Annotated in this window: 22 protein-coding genes; 11 read left to right on the forward strand and 11 right to left on the reverse strand. The window is 43.6% G+C overall.

Translation table 11 applies throughout. The annotated features are described in order from the left end of the window. Window positions 1–606 (forward strand): DUF835 domain-containing protein (locus QXD64_06300; GenBank protein MEM3396926.1); only part of this gene is annotated, 606 nt, incomplete at its 5' end. A gap of 54 nt (window positions 607–660) precedes the next feature. Beyond that, window positions 661–2,409, forward strand: a complete 1,749-nt coding sequence (locus QXD64_06305; protein ID MEM3396927.1) for a DUF835 domain-containing protein — start codon at window positions 661–663, stop codon at window positions 2,407–2,409. A gap of 8 nt (window positions 2,410–2,417) precedes the next feature. On the opposite strand, the gene QXD64_06310 is transcribed toward QXD64_06305, so the two are convergent. From QXD64_06310 to QXD64_06335, 6 genes are read right to left on the reverse strand one after another with little or no spacing between them, the layout of a single operon-like run. Then, on the reverse strand, window positions 2,418–2,630 hold the full coding sequence (locus tag QXD64_06310; GenBank protein MEM3396928.1) for a HypC/HybG/HupF family hydrogenase formation chaperone: 213 nt from the start codon (window positions 2,628–2,630) through the stop codon (window positions 2,418–2,420). After that, window positions 2,631–3,221 carry a hypothetical protein gene (locus tag QXD64_06315; protein ID MEM3396929.1) on the reverse strand — a complete coding sequence of 197 codons (591 nt, stop codon included), beginning with the start codon at window positions 3,219–3,221 and terminating at the stop codon, window positions 2,631–2,633. It abuts the gene before it with no gap. Continuing rightward, a complete protein-coding gene (locus QXD64_06320) occupies window positions 3,218–4,225 on the reverse strand; it encodes a hypothetical protein (protein MEM3396930.1) in 1,008 nt (335 codons plus the stop codon). The genes QXD64_06315 and QXD64_06320 overlap by 4 nt, the downstream gene beginning before the upstream one ends. A 9-nt stretch (window positions 4,226–4,234) precedes the next feature. Then, window positions 4,235–4,981, reverse strand: coding sequence for a zinc ribbon domain-containing protein (locus tag QXD64_06325; GenBank protein ID MEM3396931.1), 747 nt, complete (start codon window positions 4,979–4,981; stop codon window positions 4,235–4,237). A gap of 12 nt (window positions 4,982–4,993) precedes the next feature. After that, on the reverse strand, window positions 4,994–6,178 hold the full coding sequence (locus tag QXD64_06330) for an SPFH domain-containing protein (GenBank protein MEM3396932.1): 1,185 nt from the start codon (window positions 6,176–6,178) through the stop codon (window positions 4,994–4,996). 2 nt (window positions 6,179–6,180) lie between these two features. Next, window positions 6,181–6,708 (reverse strand): hypothetical protein, encoded by a 528-nt coding sequence (locus QXD64_06335; GenBank protein ID MEM3396933.1) that lies wholly within the window; start codon window positions 6,706–6,708, stop codon window positions 6,181–6,183. Between the two features lie 798 nt (window positions 6,709–7,506). Between QXD64_06335 and QXD64_06340 the strand changes: the two genes are divergently transcribed. Then, on the forward strand, window positions 7,507–8,229 hold the full coding sequence (locus QXD64_06340) for a hypothetical protein (protein ID MEM3396934.1): 723 nt from the start codon (window positions 7,507–7,509) through the stop codon (window positions 8,227–8,229). Between the two features lie 51 nt (window positions 8,230–8,280). On the opposite strand, the gene radB is transcribed toward QXD64_06340, so the two are convergent. Beyond that, window positions 8,281–9,030 carry a DNA repair and recombination protein RadB gene (radB, locus tag QXD64_06345; GenBank protein MEM3396935.1) on the reverse strand — a complete coding sequence of 250 codons (750 nt, stop codon included), beginning with the start codon at window positions 9,028–9,030 and terminating at the stop codon, window positions 8,281–8,283. A 19-nt stretch (window positions 9,031–9,049) separates the two neighbouring features. On the opposite strand from radB, the gene QXD64_06350 reads away from it, so the two are divergent. Further along, the gene (locus QXD64_06350; GenBank protein MEM3396936.1) at window positions 9,050–10,030 is read left to right on the forward strand and encodes a bifunctional N(6)-L-threonylcarbamoyladenine synthase/serine/threonine protein kinase; all 981 of its coding nucleotides are present in this window, start codon (window positions 9,050–9,052) and stop codon (window positions 10,028–10,030) included. Continuing rightward, the gene (locus QXD64_06355; protein ID MEM3396937.1) at window positions 10,021–11,346 is read left to right on the forward strand and encodes a DUF4147 domain-containing protein; all 1,326 of its coding nucleotides are present in this window, start codon (window positions 10,021–10,023) and stop codon (window positions 11,344–11,346) included. The genes QXD64_06350 and QXD64_06355 overlap by 10 nt, the downstream gene beginning before the upstream one ends. Before the next feature lie 46 nt (window positions 11,347–11,392). Here QXD64_06355 and QXD64_06360 read toward each other — a convergent pair whose 3' ends face one another. Next, the gene (locus tag QXD64_06360) at window positions 11,393–11,575 is read right to left on the reverse strand and encodes a hypothetical protein (protein ID MEM3396938.1); all 183 of its coding nucleotides are present in this window, start codon (window positions 11,573–11,575) and stop codon (window positions 11,393–11,395) included. A gap of 218 nt (window positions 11,576–11,793) precedes the next feature. Here QXD64_06360 and QXD64_06365 point away from each other — a divergent pair, with 218 nt between their 5' ends. Genes QXD64_06365 through QXD64_06385 form a run of 5 tightly spaced genes read left to right on the forward strand, consistent with a single transcriptional unit; the run spans window position 11,794 to window position 17,377 of the window. After that, window positions 11,794–12,930 carry a saccharopine dehydrogenase C-terminal domain-containing protein gene (locus tag QXD64_06365; protein MEM3396939.1) on the forward strand — a complete coding sequence of 379 codons (1,137 nt, stop codon included), beginning with the start codon at window positions 11,794–11,796 and terminating at the stop codon, window positions 12,928–12,930. A gap of 29 nt (window positions 12,931–12,959) precedes the next feature. Next, window positions 12,960–14,459: a phenylalanine--tRNA ligase subunit alpha gene (locus QXD64_06370; GenBank protein MEM3396940.1), complete on the forward strand. Its 1,500-nt coding sequence runs from the start codon at window positions 12,960–12,962 to the stop codon at window positions 14,457–14,459. Between the two features lie 4 nt (window positions 14,460–14,463). Beyond that, window positions 14,464–14,742 carry an acylphosphatase gene (locus QXD64_06375; protein ID MEM3396941.1) on the forward strand — a complete coding sequence of 93 codons (279 nt, stop codon included), beginning with the start codon at window positions 14,464–14,466 and terminating at the stop codon, window positions 14,740–14,742. Between the two features lie 52 nt (window positions 14,743–14,794). Further along, a complete protein-coding gene (locus QXD64_06380; protein MEM3396942.1) occupies window positions 14,795–16,144 on the forward strand; it encodes an Ig-like domain-containing protein in 1,350 nt (449 codons plus the stop codon). 6 nt (window positions 16,145–16,150) lie between these two features. After that, entirely contained in the window at window positions 16,151–17,377 is a 1,227-nt protein-coding gene (locus QXD64_06385) for a glycosyltransferase family 4 protein (GenBank protein ID MEM3396943.1), read from the forward strand. On the opposite strand, the gene QXD64_06390 is transcribed toward QXD64_06385, so the two are convergent. Both QXD64_06390 and purC read right to left on the reverse strand, forming a co-directional pair. Beyond that, window positions 17,328–18,065, reverse strand: coding sequence for a WecB/TagA/CpsF family glycosyltransferase (locus QXD64_06390; GenBank protein MEM3396944.1), 738 nt, complete (start codon window positions 18,063–18,065; stop codon window positions 17,328–17,330). The genes QXD64_06385 and QXD64_06390 overlap by 50 nt on opposite strands. A gap of 5 nt (window positions 18,066–18,070) precedes the next feature. Continuing rightward, on the reverse strand, window positions 18,071–18,976 hold the full coding sequence (gene purC / locus QXD64_06395) for a phosphoribosylaminoimidazolesuccinocarboxamide synthase (GenBank protein MEM3396945.1): 906 nt from the start codon (window positions 18,974–18,976) through the stop codon (window positions 18,071–18,073). Between the two features lie 111 nt (window positions 18,977–19,087). Here purC and QXD64_06400 point away from each other — a divergent pair, with 111 nt between their 5' ends. After that, the gene (locus tag QXD64_06400) at window positions 19,088–19,612 is read left to right on the forward strand and encodes a DUF835 domain-containing protein (GenBank protein MEM3396946.1); all 525 of its coding nucleotides are present in this window, start codon (window positions 19,088–19,090) and stop codon (window positions 19,610–19,612) included. Here QXD64_06400 and QXD64_06405 read toward each other — a convergent pair. Then, complete coding sequence (locus tag QXD64_06405; protein ID MEM3396947.1) at window positions 19,530–20,030, reverse strand: DUF835 domain-containing protein; 501 nt, start codon at window positions 20,028–20,030, stop codon at window positions 19,530–19,532. The genes QXD64_06400 and QXD64_06405 overlap by 83 nt on opposite strands. Between the last annotated feature and the right edge of the window lie 9 nt (window positions 20,031–20,039).

Raw genomic sequence — 20,039 nt, forward strand, 5'->3', positions numbered from 1 at the left:
GCGGCTAGCAGAAATTCTGTCCTTATTTTCTCAGTTACAATGGCTCCATACGACGCTGCCCAGCAGAGCACTATTCGCAGTATTGCAAGCCGAGAAGTACATCAGGAGAATGCTCCTACCAGAAAACCGAGAAACGAGTTCAACCTAAAAGATGGCGATGCGATTCTTGTGGAGGCACTGAGCGAACATCGAGAATTTATAAAGTCCCAGATTTCTGGTTACAAAGTGCTTGGTGTGAGTGCTCACTTCCCAAAAAAATTCAAGAAGGGATTTCCTGAGGGTACTGAGATAGACTGTGTTTGGATAACGGATACATCGGGGTATGAAAAAGCAATCTCCTCGAGAAGAATGGAGTTCGAGGTAAGCCAGGAAATAATTTCGTTTATCAAAACCAATCGTGAGAAAGCCCTAGTGTACATTGATGCAATTCCTGCGTTTCTCATTACAAACGAATTCCTCAGTGTGTTGAAGTTCATCAAGGACATTGTGGATATTGCACATGAACATAATGCAAAAGTGGTGTTCGAAGTGCCACCAGAACTTTTCAAACCATCTGAAAAAGCAATGGTCGAGCGTAGAATGGATGTGGTGTTCTCTACAGAATGAGAATTTAAAACAGAATCAATAACTTTTAATTATCCGGAGTTATCTACCAACATAATGGAATTCAATCCGTACGCAATCCCTCCAATTCTTTCGATGGTAATCCACATATTCCTCCTGATCTATCTTATGGTTTACACTAAATCTAGAAATATAAAGAAGGCATTTGCACCCTTGTTTTTCTCGGTTGCAGTGTGGGCAGGTGCAGAATCAGTGATGCGATGGTTCGTGGTTACTGAAGAAAATTACAGAACGCTTTGGTGCTACCCATATGCCCTGCTCATGGCAAAAATTATGGCTCTTGGTGTGCTTGCTATTTCACTTTCAGGTGCCTACATTTCATTTATGTATCCATTGCCAAGAATTACCAAAAAGGAGGAAAAAGTGTTGAGATACACATTCATCATTTCTTTTATGATATATATTCCAATTGTCTTGTTCACAGATGCCATGGTCGAGGACGTGCTATATTACTGGGCTGGCTATGGCACTGATTTTGGTGACCTCTTGCTGTACATCCTCCCAATCATGGTAGTTTTCCTTGCTGTCGTATTTTACAATTTTTCTTCTTCCTACATTCACGCAAAAACAAAGATTGAGAAGAAACAGATTCAGCTTATGGCAGTCGGTGCCGCACTATTTGTGTTTCCTGGGATTATTACTGGCATGCTTCCCCAGTATATGCCCAACAAACAGTTTATTGTTGCTGGTGTGCCCGCAGGCAATTTCTACATAATCTTCCTTGACATCTTCCTGCTTTATGGAGCTGCAAAATACAAATTGTTCACAGTTGAGGCAGTTGTGGAAAATGGTGTCAAGGATATGCCAATGCCAGAAACTGCGAAAACCATAGAGCCAGGCGATGTAGTGCTCGTTGTTTCACCAGATGGAAGAAAAGGGTTCGAGACCTTCAGATACCTTGCAAGCAAGATGCCAGGGCTCTGTATAACCACGAAACATCCTAAAACTGTCCGTTCTGAATTTCAATTTACTAAACTGCCAGTAATTTGGATTTCTGAAATCACAACAAAGGAGAATGCAATTGAACCCACAAAGCTAGAATTTGAGATTTCCTATCACATCTATTCGTTCCTGCGCGAGGGAGAAAAACGGGTAGTTTACATTGACGACATTGATTACATCACCGCAGTCAACGGTTTCAAGAACATGCACGATTTCCTCAAATCTGTGGCTGATGATGCGGCTAGCAGAAATTCTGTCCTTATTTTCTCAGTTACAATGGCTCCATACGACGCTGCCCAGCAGAGCACTATTCGCAGTATTGCAAGCCGAGAAGTACATCAGGAGAATGCTCCTACCAGAAAACCGAGAAACGAGTTCAACCTAAAAGATGGCGATGCGATTCTTGTGGAGGCACTGAGCGAGCATCGAGAATTTATAAAGTCCCAGATTTCTGGTTACAAAGTGCTTGGTGTGAGTGCTCACTTCCCAAAAAAATTCAAGAAGGGATTTCCTAATGGCACAGAGGTGGATTGTATCTGGATTACCGATACTTCTGGCTATGAAAAAGCAATCTCATCGAGAAGAATGGAATTCGAGGCAATCCAGGAAATAATTTCGTTTATTAAAAACAATGGAGATAAGGCACTTGTGTACATTGATGCAATTCCTGCGTTTCTCATTACAAACGAATTCCTAAGTGTGTTGAAATTCATTAAGGACATAGTGGATATTGCACATGAGTATAATGCAAAGATTGTGTTTGAGATTCCACCGGAACTTTTCAAGCCGGCGGAAAAATCACTAATTGAACGCAGAATGGATGTGGTGTTTCTTCAGTATTAAAACAAAAACTAATTGGACAAAATCTCTTCCCAAAGTTTAAGTGTCTCCTCTGCGGTTTCTCGGTCCATGACCTCAATTGCATACCCCGCATGGACAATGACATAATCTCCGATTTTTGCATTTACAAGCGAGATGTCCACTTCCCTGAATACGCCGCCAAAATCCACCTTCGCCTTTTTCCCGTGAATCTCAAGCACCTTTGCAGGTACTGCTAGACACATTTACACACCTGGATAATACCTGTTCTGGTAATAATAGACAGGGAAATATATCAGTTTTGTGTTGTTGACACGAAGATCATAGCGGATATCCTGCAATACACCTGGTTTTTCAGCTTCGTAGGTGAGAATGAGAAAGTCAGCAAGCTTCATTGCTTCTGCTTCTCCAATTTTCACTGCCAATTTAGGCACATTCTTATCCACCTTCAAAGCTACATTTGCCCTCGGAGGAGTAAACGTGAGCAAGTTTGACCAGTATTTGAATTCTTCAGGCGAGAATTCGATTGCAGGCACATAAATAAAGATGTTGCCAGAGCTTCCACCACCCGCGAGCAGATTTGCAAGTTTTACAAGGGCTCCTCCAGCCACCTGCATATGATGAATTGTTACTGTAGTATAAAGCCGCCAGAATGGCATGTAATATCTCTCGCCTTGATAACTCTGTGCAAACTCCCAGAATTCATAATCGATTATCTTGAGTTCTGGCTCTCTCACATGCATTGCCCCACAATGCTCACAGAGGAAGACTGTGTCTGTTGCCTTAGAATAAAATGGATTCTGACACTTTGGACATTTAATATGGACAACTTTCATATTTTCAATCCTCCCATAGCTGAAGAAATTTCACCAGCTTTCTTCAAACTGAAACCCTTGTATTTGGCCTCAATATCTCCTTCAACAACTTCACTACCGTGGCGGAAGAAAAGGTAACTAGCGATGAGCAAGACCACACCACCAACAATCGCAAGAATTCCTAGCTCATCTGAGATTCCCGTAAGTGCCAGATATACACCTGCTGCAGCTGCAAGTCCACCACCTACTGAGCCACCAGTCATTATCAAACTCTGATAAAGTGGGTCGCCAGGTGCTCTACCTGCAATCACCTTTCCAAGCACCCCATCAATTGTTGCAAAGTAGACTCTCTCTTGGTACTTATACCTCACAAGCCAGACAGGGTAATAGACAAGCATGAACTGCCTTGGAATCACATGAATTTTCTGGAATGTGATGTGCTGCACATTTGCACTCTGCAATGCCATCTGCTGCACATTTTGGATTCCCATGTTCAGGGCATCTGTTTTAGATGTAGTCACCTCAAATGTAGGCACCTCAGTAACATTTGCAGGGATCACCTGTCCATACAAGTTCCGGAGTCGCTTCACGCCAATGTCGCCAGGGTCACAAGCGAGATAGGTCCAGTCAAAATCCCTGAATACCATCCGCTCCATGTACTCCCTTTCCACACCTGCGGGTCTCCCTTGACTATCATACTTCTGTCTCTCTCTATATCCACAAACCCATCCAGCAGCTCTTGCATTTAGGCGCCAGAAGGGGAGATAAAGTGGGAAAATTTCAGTTATAGCTCCTGCTGTTTTGAGGTCCCTTGCTTTCAACCCCTTCCGGAACCATTCCTGAACAAGCCAAATCGCCTTGTTTCTATCCACCATGTTAGCAAACATTATCGTGTGGATACCTTCATCACCCTCAAGCCAGATAAGAGCATTGCAATAGTTGCATGAAACTGACTTTGCACCTTCCTCAACCTTCAGTGCACCACCACAAGAAGGACATGAGATTCCCAGTGAAATGTCACCCATTTTTTCACCTCACCATTTCTTCGCTACAAGGTAACCAGTACCAAAAATAACTGGCACTGTGATTCCCATCGCAATCAACCCGACCATCAAGTTCCACCATGCAACCAGGCCATAGATTGCATAGAGAACAAATCCTGCAACTGCAACCACCATGTATGGCGCACTGCCTCTGGTTGGAAAACGATCTGCAAAAACTTCTCCCGATGAGGCATCAATCACCACATTGTAGATCTGGCCCTGATAGTTATACTCCATGTACCATATTGGGAAATAAACAAGCGCCTGTTCCTTTGGTTTTCCGGGTAATGAGTTGAAGTAAGCAAGCATGTCAAGCTCTGGCTGAATTACCTGAATGTGTTGAGGAATTTTATAGTGCTGGTCAAAAATTTTTATATCTCCTGGTGGAATTTTTAAACTGTGCATACCCGGTAAACTAGTGGATTTTGCTGGCTCAACATAGACCACTTCTCTTCCATCCACATCTCTCTTGAACATGTAGACAGGGAAATACTGTGGTATGGCTTTAAATATTTTCGCCTCCTTATCAAGATTCTTTGCCATCACTGAACCAGCAGCCCAGCGTCTAAATACACCCGTGGCAGAAGTTTCGTCAAGCTTGAAATCAAGTATGTAGAAGAACCCAGCACCACTCTTGTCAATGTACATTTGAGAGTCACAATATGTACATTTCACGAATTTAGCACCGGGCTCAATCTCAACTGGGGCACCACATTTAGTACATTTTATAGTTGCCATAGGCCCATCCCCTTACTGCAATTTTTCGCCACAATTTGCGCAGAATTTAGCACCAGGTTGATTCTCTGCACTACACTTTGGGCACTTTACTGTAGCTTTCACTGGCTGGCCACAATTCGGACAGAATTTAGCGTTTGCACTTACTTCTGCCTTACAGTTAGGACAGTTTAGGGTCTCCTCCTGTTTTGCACCGCAACTCGGACAGAATTTAGCGCCTGGTGGAACATTGGCACCACATTTAATGCATGGTTTGCCTTGGGGCTGTGGAGTCTGTGCAGGCGTTGCCTGTCCTGGTGGTGGCTGTTGCATGCTCTGTGCCATCGTGCCCATCATTACATAACCTGCACCGAATCCGGCACCAACGCCAACACCTGCCCCTGCGGCACCCCCTGATGGGTTCTGAGCTGCATCTCGCATTGCTTGTCCTGTCTGGTACTGCATGTAATTTACACCTAGCACTTGCATGCTCGCTCTAGCATCCACCGCTTTTTGCACTTCTTCGGGGAGATTTATATAGAGTCCAGATACCTTATTAATCTCTACACCATACATTCCAAAGTGGTCCTTTGACTTTTCCAGCACAACGTGTTCAATTGTGGTGAGGTTAGCGGCAAGGTCTGTCACACCCATTCCCTTCTCCTTCAGATGTCCAAGAGCATCGTAAACCAGCACAACCATCTGCTCCTTGATTCTCTCTTCAACCTCAGCACTCGTCTGGTAGTTGAGCGTGCCCACAAACTGATTTATGAAGTTTGCAGGGTCGTTCACTCTGTATCTGAACTCACCAAAGACCCTTAGGTTAACGAAGCCAAATTCCTTATCTCTAAACTGGTATGGTTGTTTGCTTCCAAATTTGCCATCAAAAACCTTTTTCTGGATATAAAAAACTTCCGCCTGTTGTTTTACCCCAGACAATGCTTGAATCAAGCCGCCAAGAATCGGAGCATTCTGGCTTGTTAAGGCATACCTGTCAGGCCTATCTATGTATGCGAGAACTTTGCCATCTCTGTAAAATACGGCAATTTCATCTTCACGGACAACAATGTTGTCGTTCATCCTTATGTTTCGTGGCACCTTCCACATTATAACATTACGTTTGTAAACATCATCCCAGGCAATTGTCATTGCCCCAACTAAACCCTCTTTATTTGTTGCAGTCACATCACTTCTTTTGTTTCCACCGAACAGAAAAACCATTTTCACACCTCCGTCCCAGTTATGAACTTGATCCTCCGTTTGAAGGTTTGGTCAAAATTGTCAAGCATCTGCCTGATTTTTGATACGTTCTCGGGAATCTTTTCTGGTTGTGTGTTTACCACTGTCTTTAGCGCATTTACCTCCTCCCTAATTCCCTCTATCAAAGTCACCATGGAATAGTCAAATTCATAGAGCTTGTTCAATTCTTCCTCCTTTATTTGAAGTGCTGGAGAAATTCCAGAGTAGCCCTGTTCTGCATGCCTTAAATCTCCCTCTATCTTTTGGAACTGTGCACTTAAACTGCCAATCTTTTCTAGATGCTTGGTTTCATAGTTTTCCACAAGCACTCTTCTGCAACCCTCCACATCCTGTCTTGCTTGCTTCAACTTATCTGCGAGCTGGATGCGCAGAAGGTTATCTGCAATTCGTATGTCTTCCCTCCTTCGATATCCTGCGTAGCCAGGTATCAGAAGTTGGATTTTCTTCAGAATCCCTCTATCTTCCTCAACCTTTTCTCTTATGTCTACCATGTTAATCCCGTTACTTTGTATAATGTTCAAGTATTAAATTTTTTGTGTATAGCAGTATCTCCGAAGAAGTTGGAAAAGCTAGATACTCACTACTACCCAAAAAACCATTAGAAAGGGAATTGATGTGGACATACTACAGGGAAACCTACTGATTTTTTCCCGGCCTACACCCCTATGGCTCCTGTGCCATAGAAGTGGCCATCAACCCTTTCCCAGTGTATTTTCATTTCACTCTCTTACTTCATAGAGAGCGAGAAGAAATTCCTTGAATCTCACCTCCTTCTCTATATAGATCTGCCCACTTGGCGCTGGTGCCGAAAGGCGTCACCTTACGAATATAGAATCCCCGTATGTTCCTGATAGTCAGTTCAGTTGCGGGTGTTATAGGTATTCGTTTCATGAGATATCTATAAGATATCTTAAATATTTAACACTTTCGGTGCATCGGTGGAATTTTGAATGACCCGTTTGAAAATTTATAAGAAAAATGTATCAGGAGCTTTGCATACTGGCATCAATTTTTAAATTTTAGCCAGTATCTTTCGGAGATACTGATAGTGGTGGATACTCGCGCTACCCTATATCGTTTGTTGTTGTGTTCGTAAATTAAATATTCTATTACATTATCGCAATTTTTGCAGGTCTGAGATTTTTTTATGATTTTATAATGATAAAAAAAAGATGCACTTCTAATTACTGGTAAATATTAATGTCTAAACTGTTGCTGCGGAAATGTATATATATCTCCTCATCCATATGGTTATACAGGTTTCCTTCATGGGAAAAGGAGGTAAAAAAATGCAAATATGGAAAAAAGCACTTGTGGTGCTTGTGCTGGCATCGACGGTGATGGGTTTAGCAGCGACACAGTATGCGAAACTGGGTGTCTCAGTATCTGCGAATATAAGCACGCCTACCTCTCTCATCCAGCTGATGGCTGGTGACGGGGCAGTAGTTGGAGGTGGATATATCCTCGATGGTGCTACTGGGACATATACTGTATCTCTAGGAACATTTGCACAAGGATTTAACAAAACTTACACGGCCGCATTTGCAATTGTAAACGCTGAAGCGAATGTGAAACTGAGAATAACAAGGATAGATGTTACAGTGACCAGCGGACAAAATAAACTAGTTATCGCACTGCATAAGACTATGAACACAAACGTGTTTACTACACCTGCAGATGGGATAATATATCATGACAAGGGCACGGCATATGATTATACTTCTGGAGGATATGTGCTTGCGAATGGTACAGGGACATATGACACAAGCGGAAGCAATAACCTCAAGTATGCTACTAAAGCGTCATGGCCACCAAATACTGGTGAATGGACAGAGGCATCATGGTCTAGCTCAAATGGTGTGTGGATACCAGGTGCTGTAACAGATGCTACAAATCTAGGTACAGATGGCAGCTCAGGTGCAAATTTTGTCTGGGTACAGATAACCATCGATGAAAGCATGCCGACTGGTACATTCCAAGGAACAATCTACATTGAGGTCAAGAGCATATAAGCACCAAAACTTTTTTCCCTTTTTTGTTTTTGTTGTTTTTTGTGGTGTTTTTTATTCTAACCCGTTCTGTGTGATTGTAAACAAAGCTTCTCTTCCTTCTGCCAATGAACGGTGTTTTAGAAGCACAGCCCTCCTTTTCCCTTCTGCAAGTTTCTCAAGCCGTATAATGATTTTGGCATTATGCTGGAGCATTGCACCGCCTATGGGTTCAAAGCTTCCTTTCTTCACATCCATGTAAACCTGATTTGTTATCACGACTGGGATTTTTTCTACTCTTGCGAGTTTTGAGAGCGCATTAATCATGCCGGCTAACGATTGTCTTTCACCTGCCTCCTCCTCCATCCCAATGTTGATTCTGTAGAAAACAGTGCCTGAATCTAAAATAACAAGACCGACATTCTCCTTTTTCGCCTTCTTAGCTGCCTCCTCCACCATTGCCTGCTGTTCTTCAAGCGAATAACACCTTGCGATAAGAATCTCCCTTACGATTTTTTCTGTATCCTTTCCGCAAATCTGTTCTAATCGTTCGGCAGAAATCCCCTCAGTATCAATATACATCACCCTTTTACCAGAAAGGACCACATTTTTGGCAAGCATTAGGCAGATGTTAGTTTTCCCGCTACCTGCTTCACCAAAAATCTCAGTTATGGTATCTGTTTCAATGCCACCTGAAAGCATCTCATCCAGTGACTTGCAGCCTATTGGAATTCGCAGGACCTTTTGCATTGCAGCACCAAATACCACATTCCATATAAGTTTACCTTCGCCTATTCTCTCGCATGTAGAAAAGGTTATTTCCATTTGGTGTTTTTGTGTACTGATGCTCTGTCTCGGAATAGAAAGCACAGCCCACACATTCGGCGTAGGCATTGTGAATGAAAAGGCCGGTGTGATTGGAAACCAGATAAGGGTGTACTCTCCTCCATCTGGTGGTATCCATCCAAGAGAGGCAGCAAATCATCATTGTGAGGTTGCGATTGACACTATAAAGGCAACTCTTGCAGAGGCAAAGATTTCGTTGAACGAGATTGACCTCATAGCCTTCTCGCAAGGGCCAGGGCTAGGACCATGTCTTCGCACAGGTGCAACTGTGGCTAGAGCCCTTTCTCTTTCCAACAACAAACCAATAATCGGTGTCAACCACTGCATCGCCCATCTGGAAATCGGGAGAGGCACAACTGACTGCAAAGACCCTGTGCTGCTCTATGTTTCTGGTGGAAACACCCAGGTGATTGCATTTGCAAGTTCTCGCTATAGAGTGTTTGGCGAGACGCTGGATACAGGCATAGGCAATTTTATTGATAAACTGGCAAGGGAACTCGGATTTCCATTTCCTGGTGGACCAAAAATCGAGGCGATGGCAACGAAAGGGAAGAATCTCCTCGAACTACCGTATTCTGTGAAAGGAATGGATGTTTCCTTCTCGGGCATGCTCACTGCAGCCATTTCCTTGTTGAAAAAGGGAGTGGGAGTTGAGGACCTGTGCTATTCTGTGCAGGAGTATGCTTTTGCAATGCTTGTGGAAGTGACAGAGCGGGCAATGGCACATGTGGGCAAGGAGGAGGTATTGCTTGGTGGTGGTGTGGCAAGAAATAAGAGGTTGCAGGAAATGGTGAAAAAAATGGCTGAGGAGAGAGGTGCTAAAATGTTTATTCCAAAGCCAGAGCTTTGTGTTGATAATGGAGCGATGATTGCATACCTTGGCATCTTAATGTACAATTCAGGTGTGAGACAGGAAATCAAAGAAACCCAGATTCGACAAAGATTCAGAACAGATGAGGTGGTTGTCACATGGAGATAGTGAATGAGGATGCTTTGTGTAGTGTGAAGCAGAATGGTTTAGCCAGAAAAGATTTTTTGAGCGTTGTAAAGGCGGGAGTTGCCAGTGTTGATGCTTACATGCTCGTGCGAAAAAAGCTGAGTTTTGATGGCGAACACCTGAAAGTCGCAAATAACATTTTCAGAAAAAAAGGCAGGGTTTTTGTAGTGGGTGCTGGTAAGGTTGCACATCTGATGGCTGCTGCCTGTGCTGATGAAATTGAGGAGTGTGCTGGCTGTGTGCTCTGCCCCGAGGAAGGAGAACATGAGGGTGTTAAATTCCTCAAGTCAGACCATCCTTTAGCCAGTGAACAAAATCTAAGAAACACTGAAAAGGTACTAGATGTTCTAAGGGAGGCAAAGAAAGAGGATTTTGTGGTTTTCTTGGTCTCTGGTGGTGCTAGCGCGATGCTTGTGAAACCAATCGAGGGTTTGGCTCTTGAGGAAAAGAATGCTGTGATAAAGCAGTTGATTCTCAGTGGTGCAAACATAAAGGAGTTGAACACAGTTAGAAAGCATCTTTCAGGTGTAAAGGGAGGCAGGGCTGCATTGCATACAGAGGCAATGGTGATAGGGCTCGTTCTCTCGGATGTGCCTGAAGGGTGTGTTGGTGATGTTGGTTCTGGTCCCACGGTGCCTGACTGGAGCACAAAGGAAGATGCCTTGCGAATTTTGAAAAAGTATAAAATTCTTGAGATGATGAGTGAAAGGGCTAAAAAGGCGCTGCTGGATGCAGAAGAAACTCCAAAGTCCTCACATCCGAAATTCAGGAATGTGCGGAATTTTGTCATCGGAGATATGGAGACCGCTCTCGCTGCATGTGTGCAGAGAGCTGAAGAACTGGGTTACGATGTTAAGGTGCTAACGCCCGCACTGGATGCAGAGGCAAGAGAGGCAGGAAAATTGTTTGCTGAAATTTTGAATTACGAAGCAGGCAAGGTAAAGAAGAGATTGTATGTTGCAGTGGGCGAAACCTATGTTAGAGTGAGTGGAAAAGGGAAAGGCGGGAGAAACCTCGAGGTTGTGCTGGGATTTCTGAAAAAGCTGAATGTGAAGGAAGGGTTGATGCTTTCCTTCGCAACTGATGGCAAGGACGGCACTACCAGCTGGGCTGGAGCTTTAGGTGATGTAAATACCATTGAGAAGGCGAGGACGCAAGGACTGATGATTGACGAGTTTCTGTCAGAGAACAACTCAATGGCTTTCTTTGAGAAAACTGGCGACTATGTGGTCGCAAAAAACACAAGAACAAATGTGGGCGATATTGTGCTCTGGGGCTGGAGAGAGGAGAGGAAGTAGGGTGTTTATTCACGGAAAACCGTTTTTGGGCCTCTTGCCATACTCTCTAAGAGTCGTTTATCTCTGCCATTATCTCAGATATTTCTGTCAAAACCCATTCCCGTCCGCAGGCACACTTACTCCGATATTCTTCTGGGTACTGGCCACCAACACACTCCGATGTTATCTCTCTACCACATGGGCATCTTATCTGCATTTTGTCTGGATTTTTCGGCAATTCGTCTTTCATGACTTTTCCCCCGATATTTTCTTCTTGACCACAACCAGTTCATGAAATTATACAGGTCCTCTAGCATGCTCCTAACATTGTTTCATGAGCCAGAACCTTAAGACCCATATACTCTTCTTCCGTATAAGAATTTTTATTATCCTCTTAACGGTTTCCCAGACACAGGCGAGGGTATTCAAGAAGCAACTATTATCTACCGCCAATTATTTCTCCTCTCCATGAAAGTCCTTGTCCTTGGTGCAGGAATGATGGGCTCTGCAGCTGCCTATGACTTGGTGAAACACGGGAATCTGGATAAAGTGTTTGTCTGCGATGTTGATAAAGAGCGGGTTAAAACAGTGAGCCAGAAAACAGGTGCTGAACCACTGGTCGCAAATGTGGAAAATACCGAGAGTGTAAAGCGTGCATTCAAGAAAGCGGATGTTGTTTTAAGCGCCGTGCCTTACTTTTATAACCTGAAACTCACAAAAATTGCAATTTCTATGGGTAAAAGTTTATGCGACTTGGGAGGAAACATTGATGTGGTGCAGCAGCAACTGGCATTGAATGAAAAGGCAAAAGCAAAGAATGTGACAATAATTCCAGATTGTGGTCTTGCACCCGGTATGGTGAATGTTCTCGCTGCAAAATTGATTTCAATGCTGGATTTAGCAGAGGAGGTAAAATTGCGTGTGGGTGGACTTCCACAGAACCCGAAGCCACCGCTCAACTACTCGCTTGTGTTCTCAGCCCATGGCTTGATTAATGAGTATTATGAAAAGTGCATTGTACTCAGAGACGGCAAAATCCATTACAGAGAGCCGCTGGAGGACCTTGAAAAACTGGAATTCAAAGGTTTTCCAGAACTTGAGGCATTCAACACCTCGGGTGGTTCCTCAACACTTCCATTTACATTTCAAGGGAAGGTGAAGAATCTGGATTACAAAACGATAAGGTATGCTGGCCACTGCGAAAAAATCAAACTCTTGTTTGCACTTGGGCTTGCTTCAAAAGAGCCGGTGGTCGTTGATGGAAAGAAGGTCGTGCCCAGAAACCTGTTTGCGAAATTGCTTGAAACCAATTTGCCAAAGAGCAAAGACCTTGTGCTACTCCGGGTAACTGCAAAAGGTGTTTCTCAGGGCAGCAAAAAAACCATGGTTTATGAACTGGTTGATTATCAGGATGAAAAAACCGGGCATACTGCAATGATGCGCACCACTGCCTACCCTGCGAGTGTGGTTGCTAAAATGATTGCTGAAGGCAAAGTTCGGACTGGTGTCTATACAAATGAAGTCGCAGTTAATCCAGATGCTTTTGTTGACGAGCTGGACAGGAGGGGCCTGAAGCTTCAATTCAGGGAAGAAAGGAGCATGTAGGTAAAGAGCTACATCAGGTGGTGTGAAAGTTGGAGGAGCTAAGCACCCTTGAGAAAAAGTTGCTTGTTGCACTCCGCAACTCAGATAATAGTTCAGGTGTTGAGGTTGACGCATTAATTGATGGAAAAAATTTCACAACAATCCAGGAAGTGATGAATGCTGCCTCCTGGCTGAAGACACGAGATCTTGTGGATATCAGTGAAAGTGTAGTTAGAACTGTTGCTCTGGGTGAGGAGGGAAGAAAATATTTGGATGCAGGATTACCAGAAAGGAAACTTTTCGAGATGTGCAAGGTAAAGGGAGAGCTCGGAATGGCTGAGGCAAAAGAGTTGCTGGGAGAGAGTTTCGGAATTGCGTTAATGCATCTCAAGAATATTGGCGTCGTTGTTGATGCAGGGACAATAAAGATTTCAGAACCGGAAAAAATTGAGGCGAAGCTGAGAGAAAGAGAGGAGTTTTTAAAGACGCTGAGTGAACCAAAACCTGAAACGGAACTTGACAGATCTCTCTTAGCTTATTTTCTCAAACGAAAGAATGTGCTGGTGGTGAAGGAGAGGGCTCTGAGAAAGGTGAAGATCACCGAGAAAGGTATTTCTGTCGCCTCTGGAATTTCTGAAATCGAGGAGGAAGTTTCCCAGTTAACGCCTGAAATAATCCAGACAGGAAAATGGAGAGAGGTAAAGCTGAGGAAGTATGATGTGACCAGGTTCGTCCCGAAGGTTTTCGGAGGAAGAGTGCATCCTCTGAACCAGATTGCGAATCAAGTGAGGAAAATCTTTTTAAGCATGGGTTTCACAGAAATTGACTATGGTGTTGTGCAGAATGCGTTCTGGAACATGGACGCCCTTTTTGTGCCCCAAGACCATCCTGCAAGGGATATGCAAGACACTTTTTATCTCGCTCTCCCTGAAAAAATAGGGGTGAGTGCAGAGAAATGGCTTGAGGCAGTGAAGCAAGTGCATGAAAATGGTGGAAATACTGGCTCTGAGGGTTGGGGCTATTGCTGGAGCAGGGATGAGGCTGAGAAGGCACTGCTCAGGACGCACACGACAGTAAACACAATCAGGTATCTTGCAGAGCATCCAGATGAAGATGCTAAGGTTTTCTCAATCGCAAGGGTGTTTAGAAATGAGAATGTGGATGCCACTCATTTACCAGAGTTCATGCAGATAGAGGGAATTATTGTGGAAGAGAAGGCCTCACTCGCAATGCTGATTGGAGTTCTGAGGGAGTTCTACAAACGCATTGGGTTCTCAAATGTCAGATTTCATCCCTCCTATTTTCCATTTACAGAACCAAGCTTAGAGGTTTACACTGTTGTGAATGGGAGAACTTTAGAGCTAGGTGGTGCAGGGATTTTCAGGCCAGAAGTCACCCTACCCTTTGGGGTCAAGAAGAGAGTGCTCGCCTGGGGCCTCGGTTTGGAGCGCCTCGCAATGCTCAAATACGGATTCGAAAGCTTGCCAGATATTTACACAAACAAACTTGATGTGCTCAGAAAACCCTATGCTGCAAAGTTCTGGAGGTGAGAGCTTGCCAGTTAGAGCCATTGTAAGATTTTTCGGACTTGTGCAAGGGGTGAATTTTCGGTATTACACGAGAATGAAAGCGAGGGAGCTTGGACTGACAGGAATCGTGAGAAATGAACCAGATGGAAGTGTCTATGCGGAGTTTGAGGGAGAAAGAGAAAAAGTGATGGAGTGCATTGAATGGTGTGCCCATCATCAGCCCCATGCAGAAGTTGAGGACTATGAAGTAAAGATTGAGGAAACGACAGAGCAAAAATACAGAAGTTTTGAGATAGTGAGGTAGTGAATTTTCCATTTCCCAAACACTTAAATAGATGCCAGCACTTCCTTTTCCTGTGAAACTAAGGTTGCTGTACATACTCGCTGTTCTTCTCATCATGCTGTGCCAGGGATTTTCAAATCTTGCCGCAGCATGGGGCAATGGCTCTGGTTCAAACCCCACCTACCCTTATTATGGTGTGCACGATGTGATTGCAGACATGGCTTACAAAAACCTGAAAAACTACAATGCCACAATGGCTGAATGGATAACCAACTGGTACATTCAAAACGGTGGAGATTTTCAGAGTTCTTTCAGCCAGAGTACAAATTCTCCAAATAGCCACGACAATTATCTCGCTTACACAGACGACCCAGACGCTGCCATCCAGGACTGGGACAATCATCTGTATTATGTGCATGTGGGTGGAAGTCAAGGTGCTCCAGGGAGAGTAGCACAGCTATACCAGAACCTTGTCTCCTATCTTACTGCCTACATCAAAAACGGGAGCCAGAAATGGAGCAAGGAGGAGCATTATGCAGCTTACTATGCTGGCTTACTCACCCATTACTTTTCAGACATCACACAGTATGGACACACTGAACATACACTGAAGGACCATTCCCACCCCTCTTACGACCCCGATGGCGAGACTTACCACGGTTACTATGAATCCGCTGATTGGGGCACCGCAGGAATCTCCGCACTCATTTCCACCCTCAACAGCCAGAGCTACACAATAAAAAATGTGTCTGATGTTTCCGCCTTAACCGTAAATCTGGCAAAGTGGGTGAATGCACACGATGGAACCACAACCGCATTTACAGATACGGATGGAAGCAATTATGCTCTCGGCTCCACCTATGTTTACATGCTCAACCGCTTCACATCGCAGTACAATACGGGTATCACCTACAACGGGATGCGGGGCTATGATTCTATACTCTGGGATATGACAGTGCAGCATATCCATGCTGCTGTTGAAAATCTCACCTCGATTTTCTACACGGCTTACCTTACAGCTTTGGTCTCTGCGGACTCGGTGAAGCCCACAATAACCATAACCTCTCCAGCGAACCAAAGCCAGATTTCAACAAGCATAATCACTGTCTATGGAACCGCTTGGGATAACATTGGCATCCAGAAGGTAGAGATAAGCAGAGATGGGACAACATGGGTTCTCTGCAATGGCACATTTTCATGGAGCGGGAGCATCACCCTTACCGCTGGAAACAACACAATTTATGCAAGGGTGACCGATACAGCAGGTAATACAAACATCACATGGATCGTGGTCACAGTGGTTCCACAAACTGAGAATTTTTTGTGGGGTGAGACAGGGCAGGCACTATCTCTCTGGGTTTTTACACTTGTTGTTTTAGTTATTCTTACGAGGAAAAACTTAATTAGAAAGAAGATTGTTTAACTCTGAATGAAGATTGCTTTTATCACATCACTGGACAGAGGCATCCCTCTATTCCTCCTGAACGAAATCAACTATTATCTGGATCATGGGGTGAACGGCAGGGTTTTCTTTGTGATGAAACGAAAGGGAACATACATGCCTCCGCCAGATTGGACGCAGCACTACATGCACCCTCTTAAAACGCTCCTTGCTCAACTTCCAGCATTTCTGAAAAATCCTGCTCGCTACATTTCCCTCTTGCCCACGGCTCTGCGAACCAGAACACTCTTTGAGTTCATGATTGCCTGGGAATTTGCAGAGAAAATGCACGATTGCGAAAGAATTCATGCTTTCTTTGCAGACCACAAGCTGGTCATTGGTTATTACTGCAAACAGATTCTCGGTAGAAAACTCTCCTGTTCGGTCTATGGCTACGATGTTTATATCCCAAAGAACAGGGCGTTGATAAAGCAGATTTACAAAGAGATTGATTTCGTGGTGGCAACCAATTTGCTGTTTGCTAAGATGCTCCAGAATGAGTTTGAAGTTCCACCAGAAAAGATCGTTCTTGCAAGAACTGTAGTTGATCTGGAAAAATATTCAAATGCAAGAAAGTACACCGCACCTCTGCAAAAAGTGAATGCAGCCATAGCATCAGCAGGAAACAAATTCAAAATTCTTGTTGTAGCTCGGCTCGTTTACCGCAAAGGGATTCATGTGCTTATAAGGGCTGTCTCAAAGATAAATGAGAGGGCTGACATTGTGCTCTGGATTGTTGGAGATGGCGTTGAGCGTAGAAAACTAGAACAGCTTGCGGAAAAACTCGGGATTGCAAAAAATGTGGTTTTTTTCGGTAGCTTGAGTGTGGAAAATCTTCTCCCGCTCTACCAGAACTGCGACCTTTACTGCCAGCCCTCAATCACAGACCCTTCTGGAGATAAGGAGGGGCTACCTGTGGCAATGACTGAAGCAATGGCATTTGAGAAGCCAGTGATAGCAACTGACCATGCGGACATTCCAAATGTGCTTGATGAAATTATTGTCCCAGAAAATGACGCTGATGCCCTTGCCCTTGCAATTCGGAAAGTTATGGAGATGCCAGCGGAGAAAAGATTGGTGCTCGGAAGGAGAAACAGGGAGATTGTGGAACGGGAATTTTCAGAAAGAAATTATGAGATTGTGCTCGAGAGGTTCCGCGAAAACCCTACCTCTTCTCTCTCACCGTCTCCCTCAAAAATTCATAGTAAAATTTGAGCTCTGCCAAATATCTTTGAGCCATCTTGCCGGGATTTCCAAAGAGGCGGCCCATCCATTCTATACCCGTTTTCTGCATCCACACTGGTGCTCTTTTCTGCATTCCTGCATAAAAATCAAGCCCTGCACCAATTGAAACAAGAACATTTACCGAAAGTTTCCTGTAATTTTTCCAAATCCAGAGTTCCTGTTTCGGGCATCCAAGAGCCACAAAGAGCACATTGGGTGAGGCAGAATTAATTTGCTCTATAATTTTTTCTGATGTGTTGGCAACTTCCTCTGGCATTGGAGAGTATGTGAAAACGACTTTTGCTCCTGTCTCTTTCTGAATTCGGGTTTTTGCTTTCTCCGCACTTCCAAAACCACCAAAGATGCCAATTTTGATCCCATGCTCTGCTGCAAATGCAGGAAAATTAGCAAAAAGGTCTGCACCAGTAACTCTTTCCACAAATTCAAATTTTCGCAGCTTTACAAGATAACAAATCTGTTTGCTATCTGGTGTGTTTATGTCTGATTGCTTGAGCATTTCAAAAAGTTCCCTGTCCTTCTGTGCTTCCATCACAACTCTTATGTTCACCGGTGTGATTATCAATTTTCTATTTTCTTCAATTGCCTGCTTTATTTCCCTAAACATATGTTCCATGGTCACATTGTCTATTCTCACACCGAGCACTGTATGACTTTCCATAGAAATCAGAACTTTTCTCCGGTAAGCTTTTCAAACATCTGGATATAAAGGTTTCGCACCTGCTGCACAACATCAGCTGGTAAGCCGGGAATCTCGGGTTCTTTCTGATGCAACTCTCTTGCCTTCATCAACTCATCGTAGTAGCCAATTTTTCGATAGTACTGTCGCACGAATTCCTTACTCAACTCCACAAATTTTCCGTTTTCATACTCCTTTGCATCCCAGAATCTGTCCTCGTCGGCAGTGCCGAAAGTGTCTACGACAATTATTTCACCCTCACTATCCACACCAAACTCTTTTTTTCCATCCACATGGATGAGCCCGCCTGCTCTGGCATTCTTTGCAATAATTTCATCAATTTTGAGAATTTTCTCCTTTATTTCCTCTAGTTCCTTTTTCCCGAGTCCTGAGATTTCCATTGCTTCATGCATGTCTACAGGCCTATCGTGCGCTTCAAACTTTGTCGTCATCTCAAAGAAAGGTTCTGGGAGTTTGGTGCCATATTCAATGTTCTTCTTTGTAACGCCAATTGTCTCCAGCTTGATTTCTCCTTTCTTAATTCTATCGAGCAGAGAGCCAGCAACGTAATATCTTACAATGAACTCAAGAGGGATAAGATAGTTCTTTTCTCCCGGTTTTACTTTGGAGAGAATCCTAAGCCGTCTGCCTAAAAACTCTCTATTACTCCGCAGTTCTATAAAGTGGCTCTTGATGCCGTGTTTCTCTGCCTCTCTAAACCAGTGCACACTTGTTCTGCAAAGTGTCTCTCCTTTCTGGGGAATCATTGTAGGAATAATCTTGTCAAAAACTGAAATTTGGTCGGTAAAGACGAATAACAGGCAGTCCTCATCAATCGCATATACCTCCTTTACCTTGCCCTTCCTTATCAATTCTAAATGTGTTGCTGCCATGAAAGGAATAAAGAAATTGCTGATAAATAATTTACGGGAGCAGATATAAAAAGTTTTAAGTGCTGTCTGTGTTATATAGGTTACATGCTGAAAGAATGTGGTGATTTTTCCATGGGTGACAAAATTTCAGAAGAAAAAAAAATCCAGGTGAAGATTAACGATGATGTTGTCGATTTTTACCTTGGCATAAAATATTTTCTTCATACTGAAAGAATAGATGGAACAATCCATTTTTTCCTGGCCAATAAACTTGCGGAGAAGGGTTTTGTCCCTGTGATTTTTACCCGAGAGAAAGAGGAAGTAGCAAAAACAAAATACCCCGAAAATTCAACCCTTTATTTCTTTAGCACGACTGTGAAAAAACCCAATATTTTTTCCCCAAAAAGTTTAGATTACTTGGTTAGGATAGTATATGAAACAAACCCTAGGAACTTCTTTGTGCTCTTTGATTGTCTTGACTATCTCTTCCTCTACAATGAAAAAAAGGAGGTCCTGAGGTTTGCAGAGCGCTTATTTGATGCCATTTCTGGAAAGCAAGCGATTCTAATTTTCCTCATCTGTCTACCACTGTTTGAACCACGGGATTTGGCTCTACTTGAAAGGTTTGGCGAAGTGCTTCCTCTTGTTGAGGAGTGAAATAGGGCGCAAAAATCTCATAGAGTTCCACACTTGCACCCAAAACATCTGGGTCTAGATGGATCATGACTGTGAAGTGCATGTTCGAACTTAATTGCTCGAGTTTCTTTAGAAACTCAGAAATGTTCTGGCATCCATTGTAAAGGAGTAGGTACTCTATGCCATCAAATAGCACCTTTGCATCGTTATGTCGCTTTGCAAATCTAGACACTATGTTTAGAACTTTTTCTAGTTCATCTGGCCTAATCGTGTTTTCTCCCTCTAACTCGGAGAGCCAGTGTAATTCAACATTATCCATATTGTATCTTTCCCTGAGATAAACTGGATGGAAACGGGAGATACAGAGCCCACTTCCTTGTTCAGCGATTTTTCTGAATCCCTCTTTTGGTTTTTTTTCAATGATTAACATAATGCTCATTTCCTATCA

The organism is Thermoplasmata archaeon (assembly GCA_038874435.1).
GTDB lineage: Archaea > Thermoplasmatota > Thermoplasmata > Lutacidiplasmatales > SKW197 > SKW197.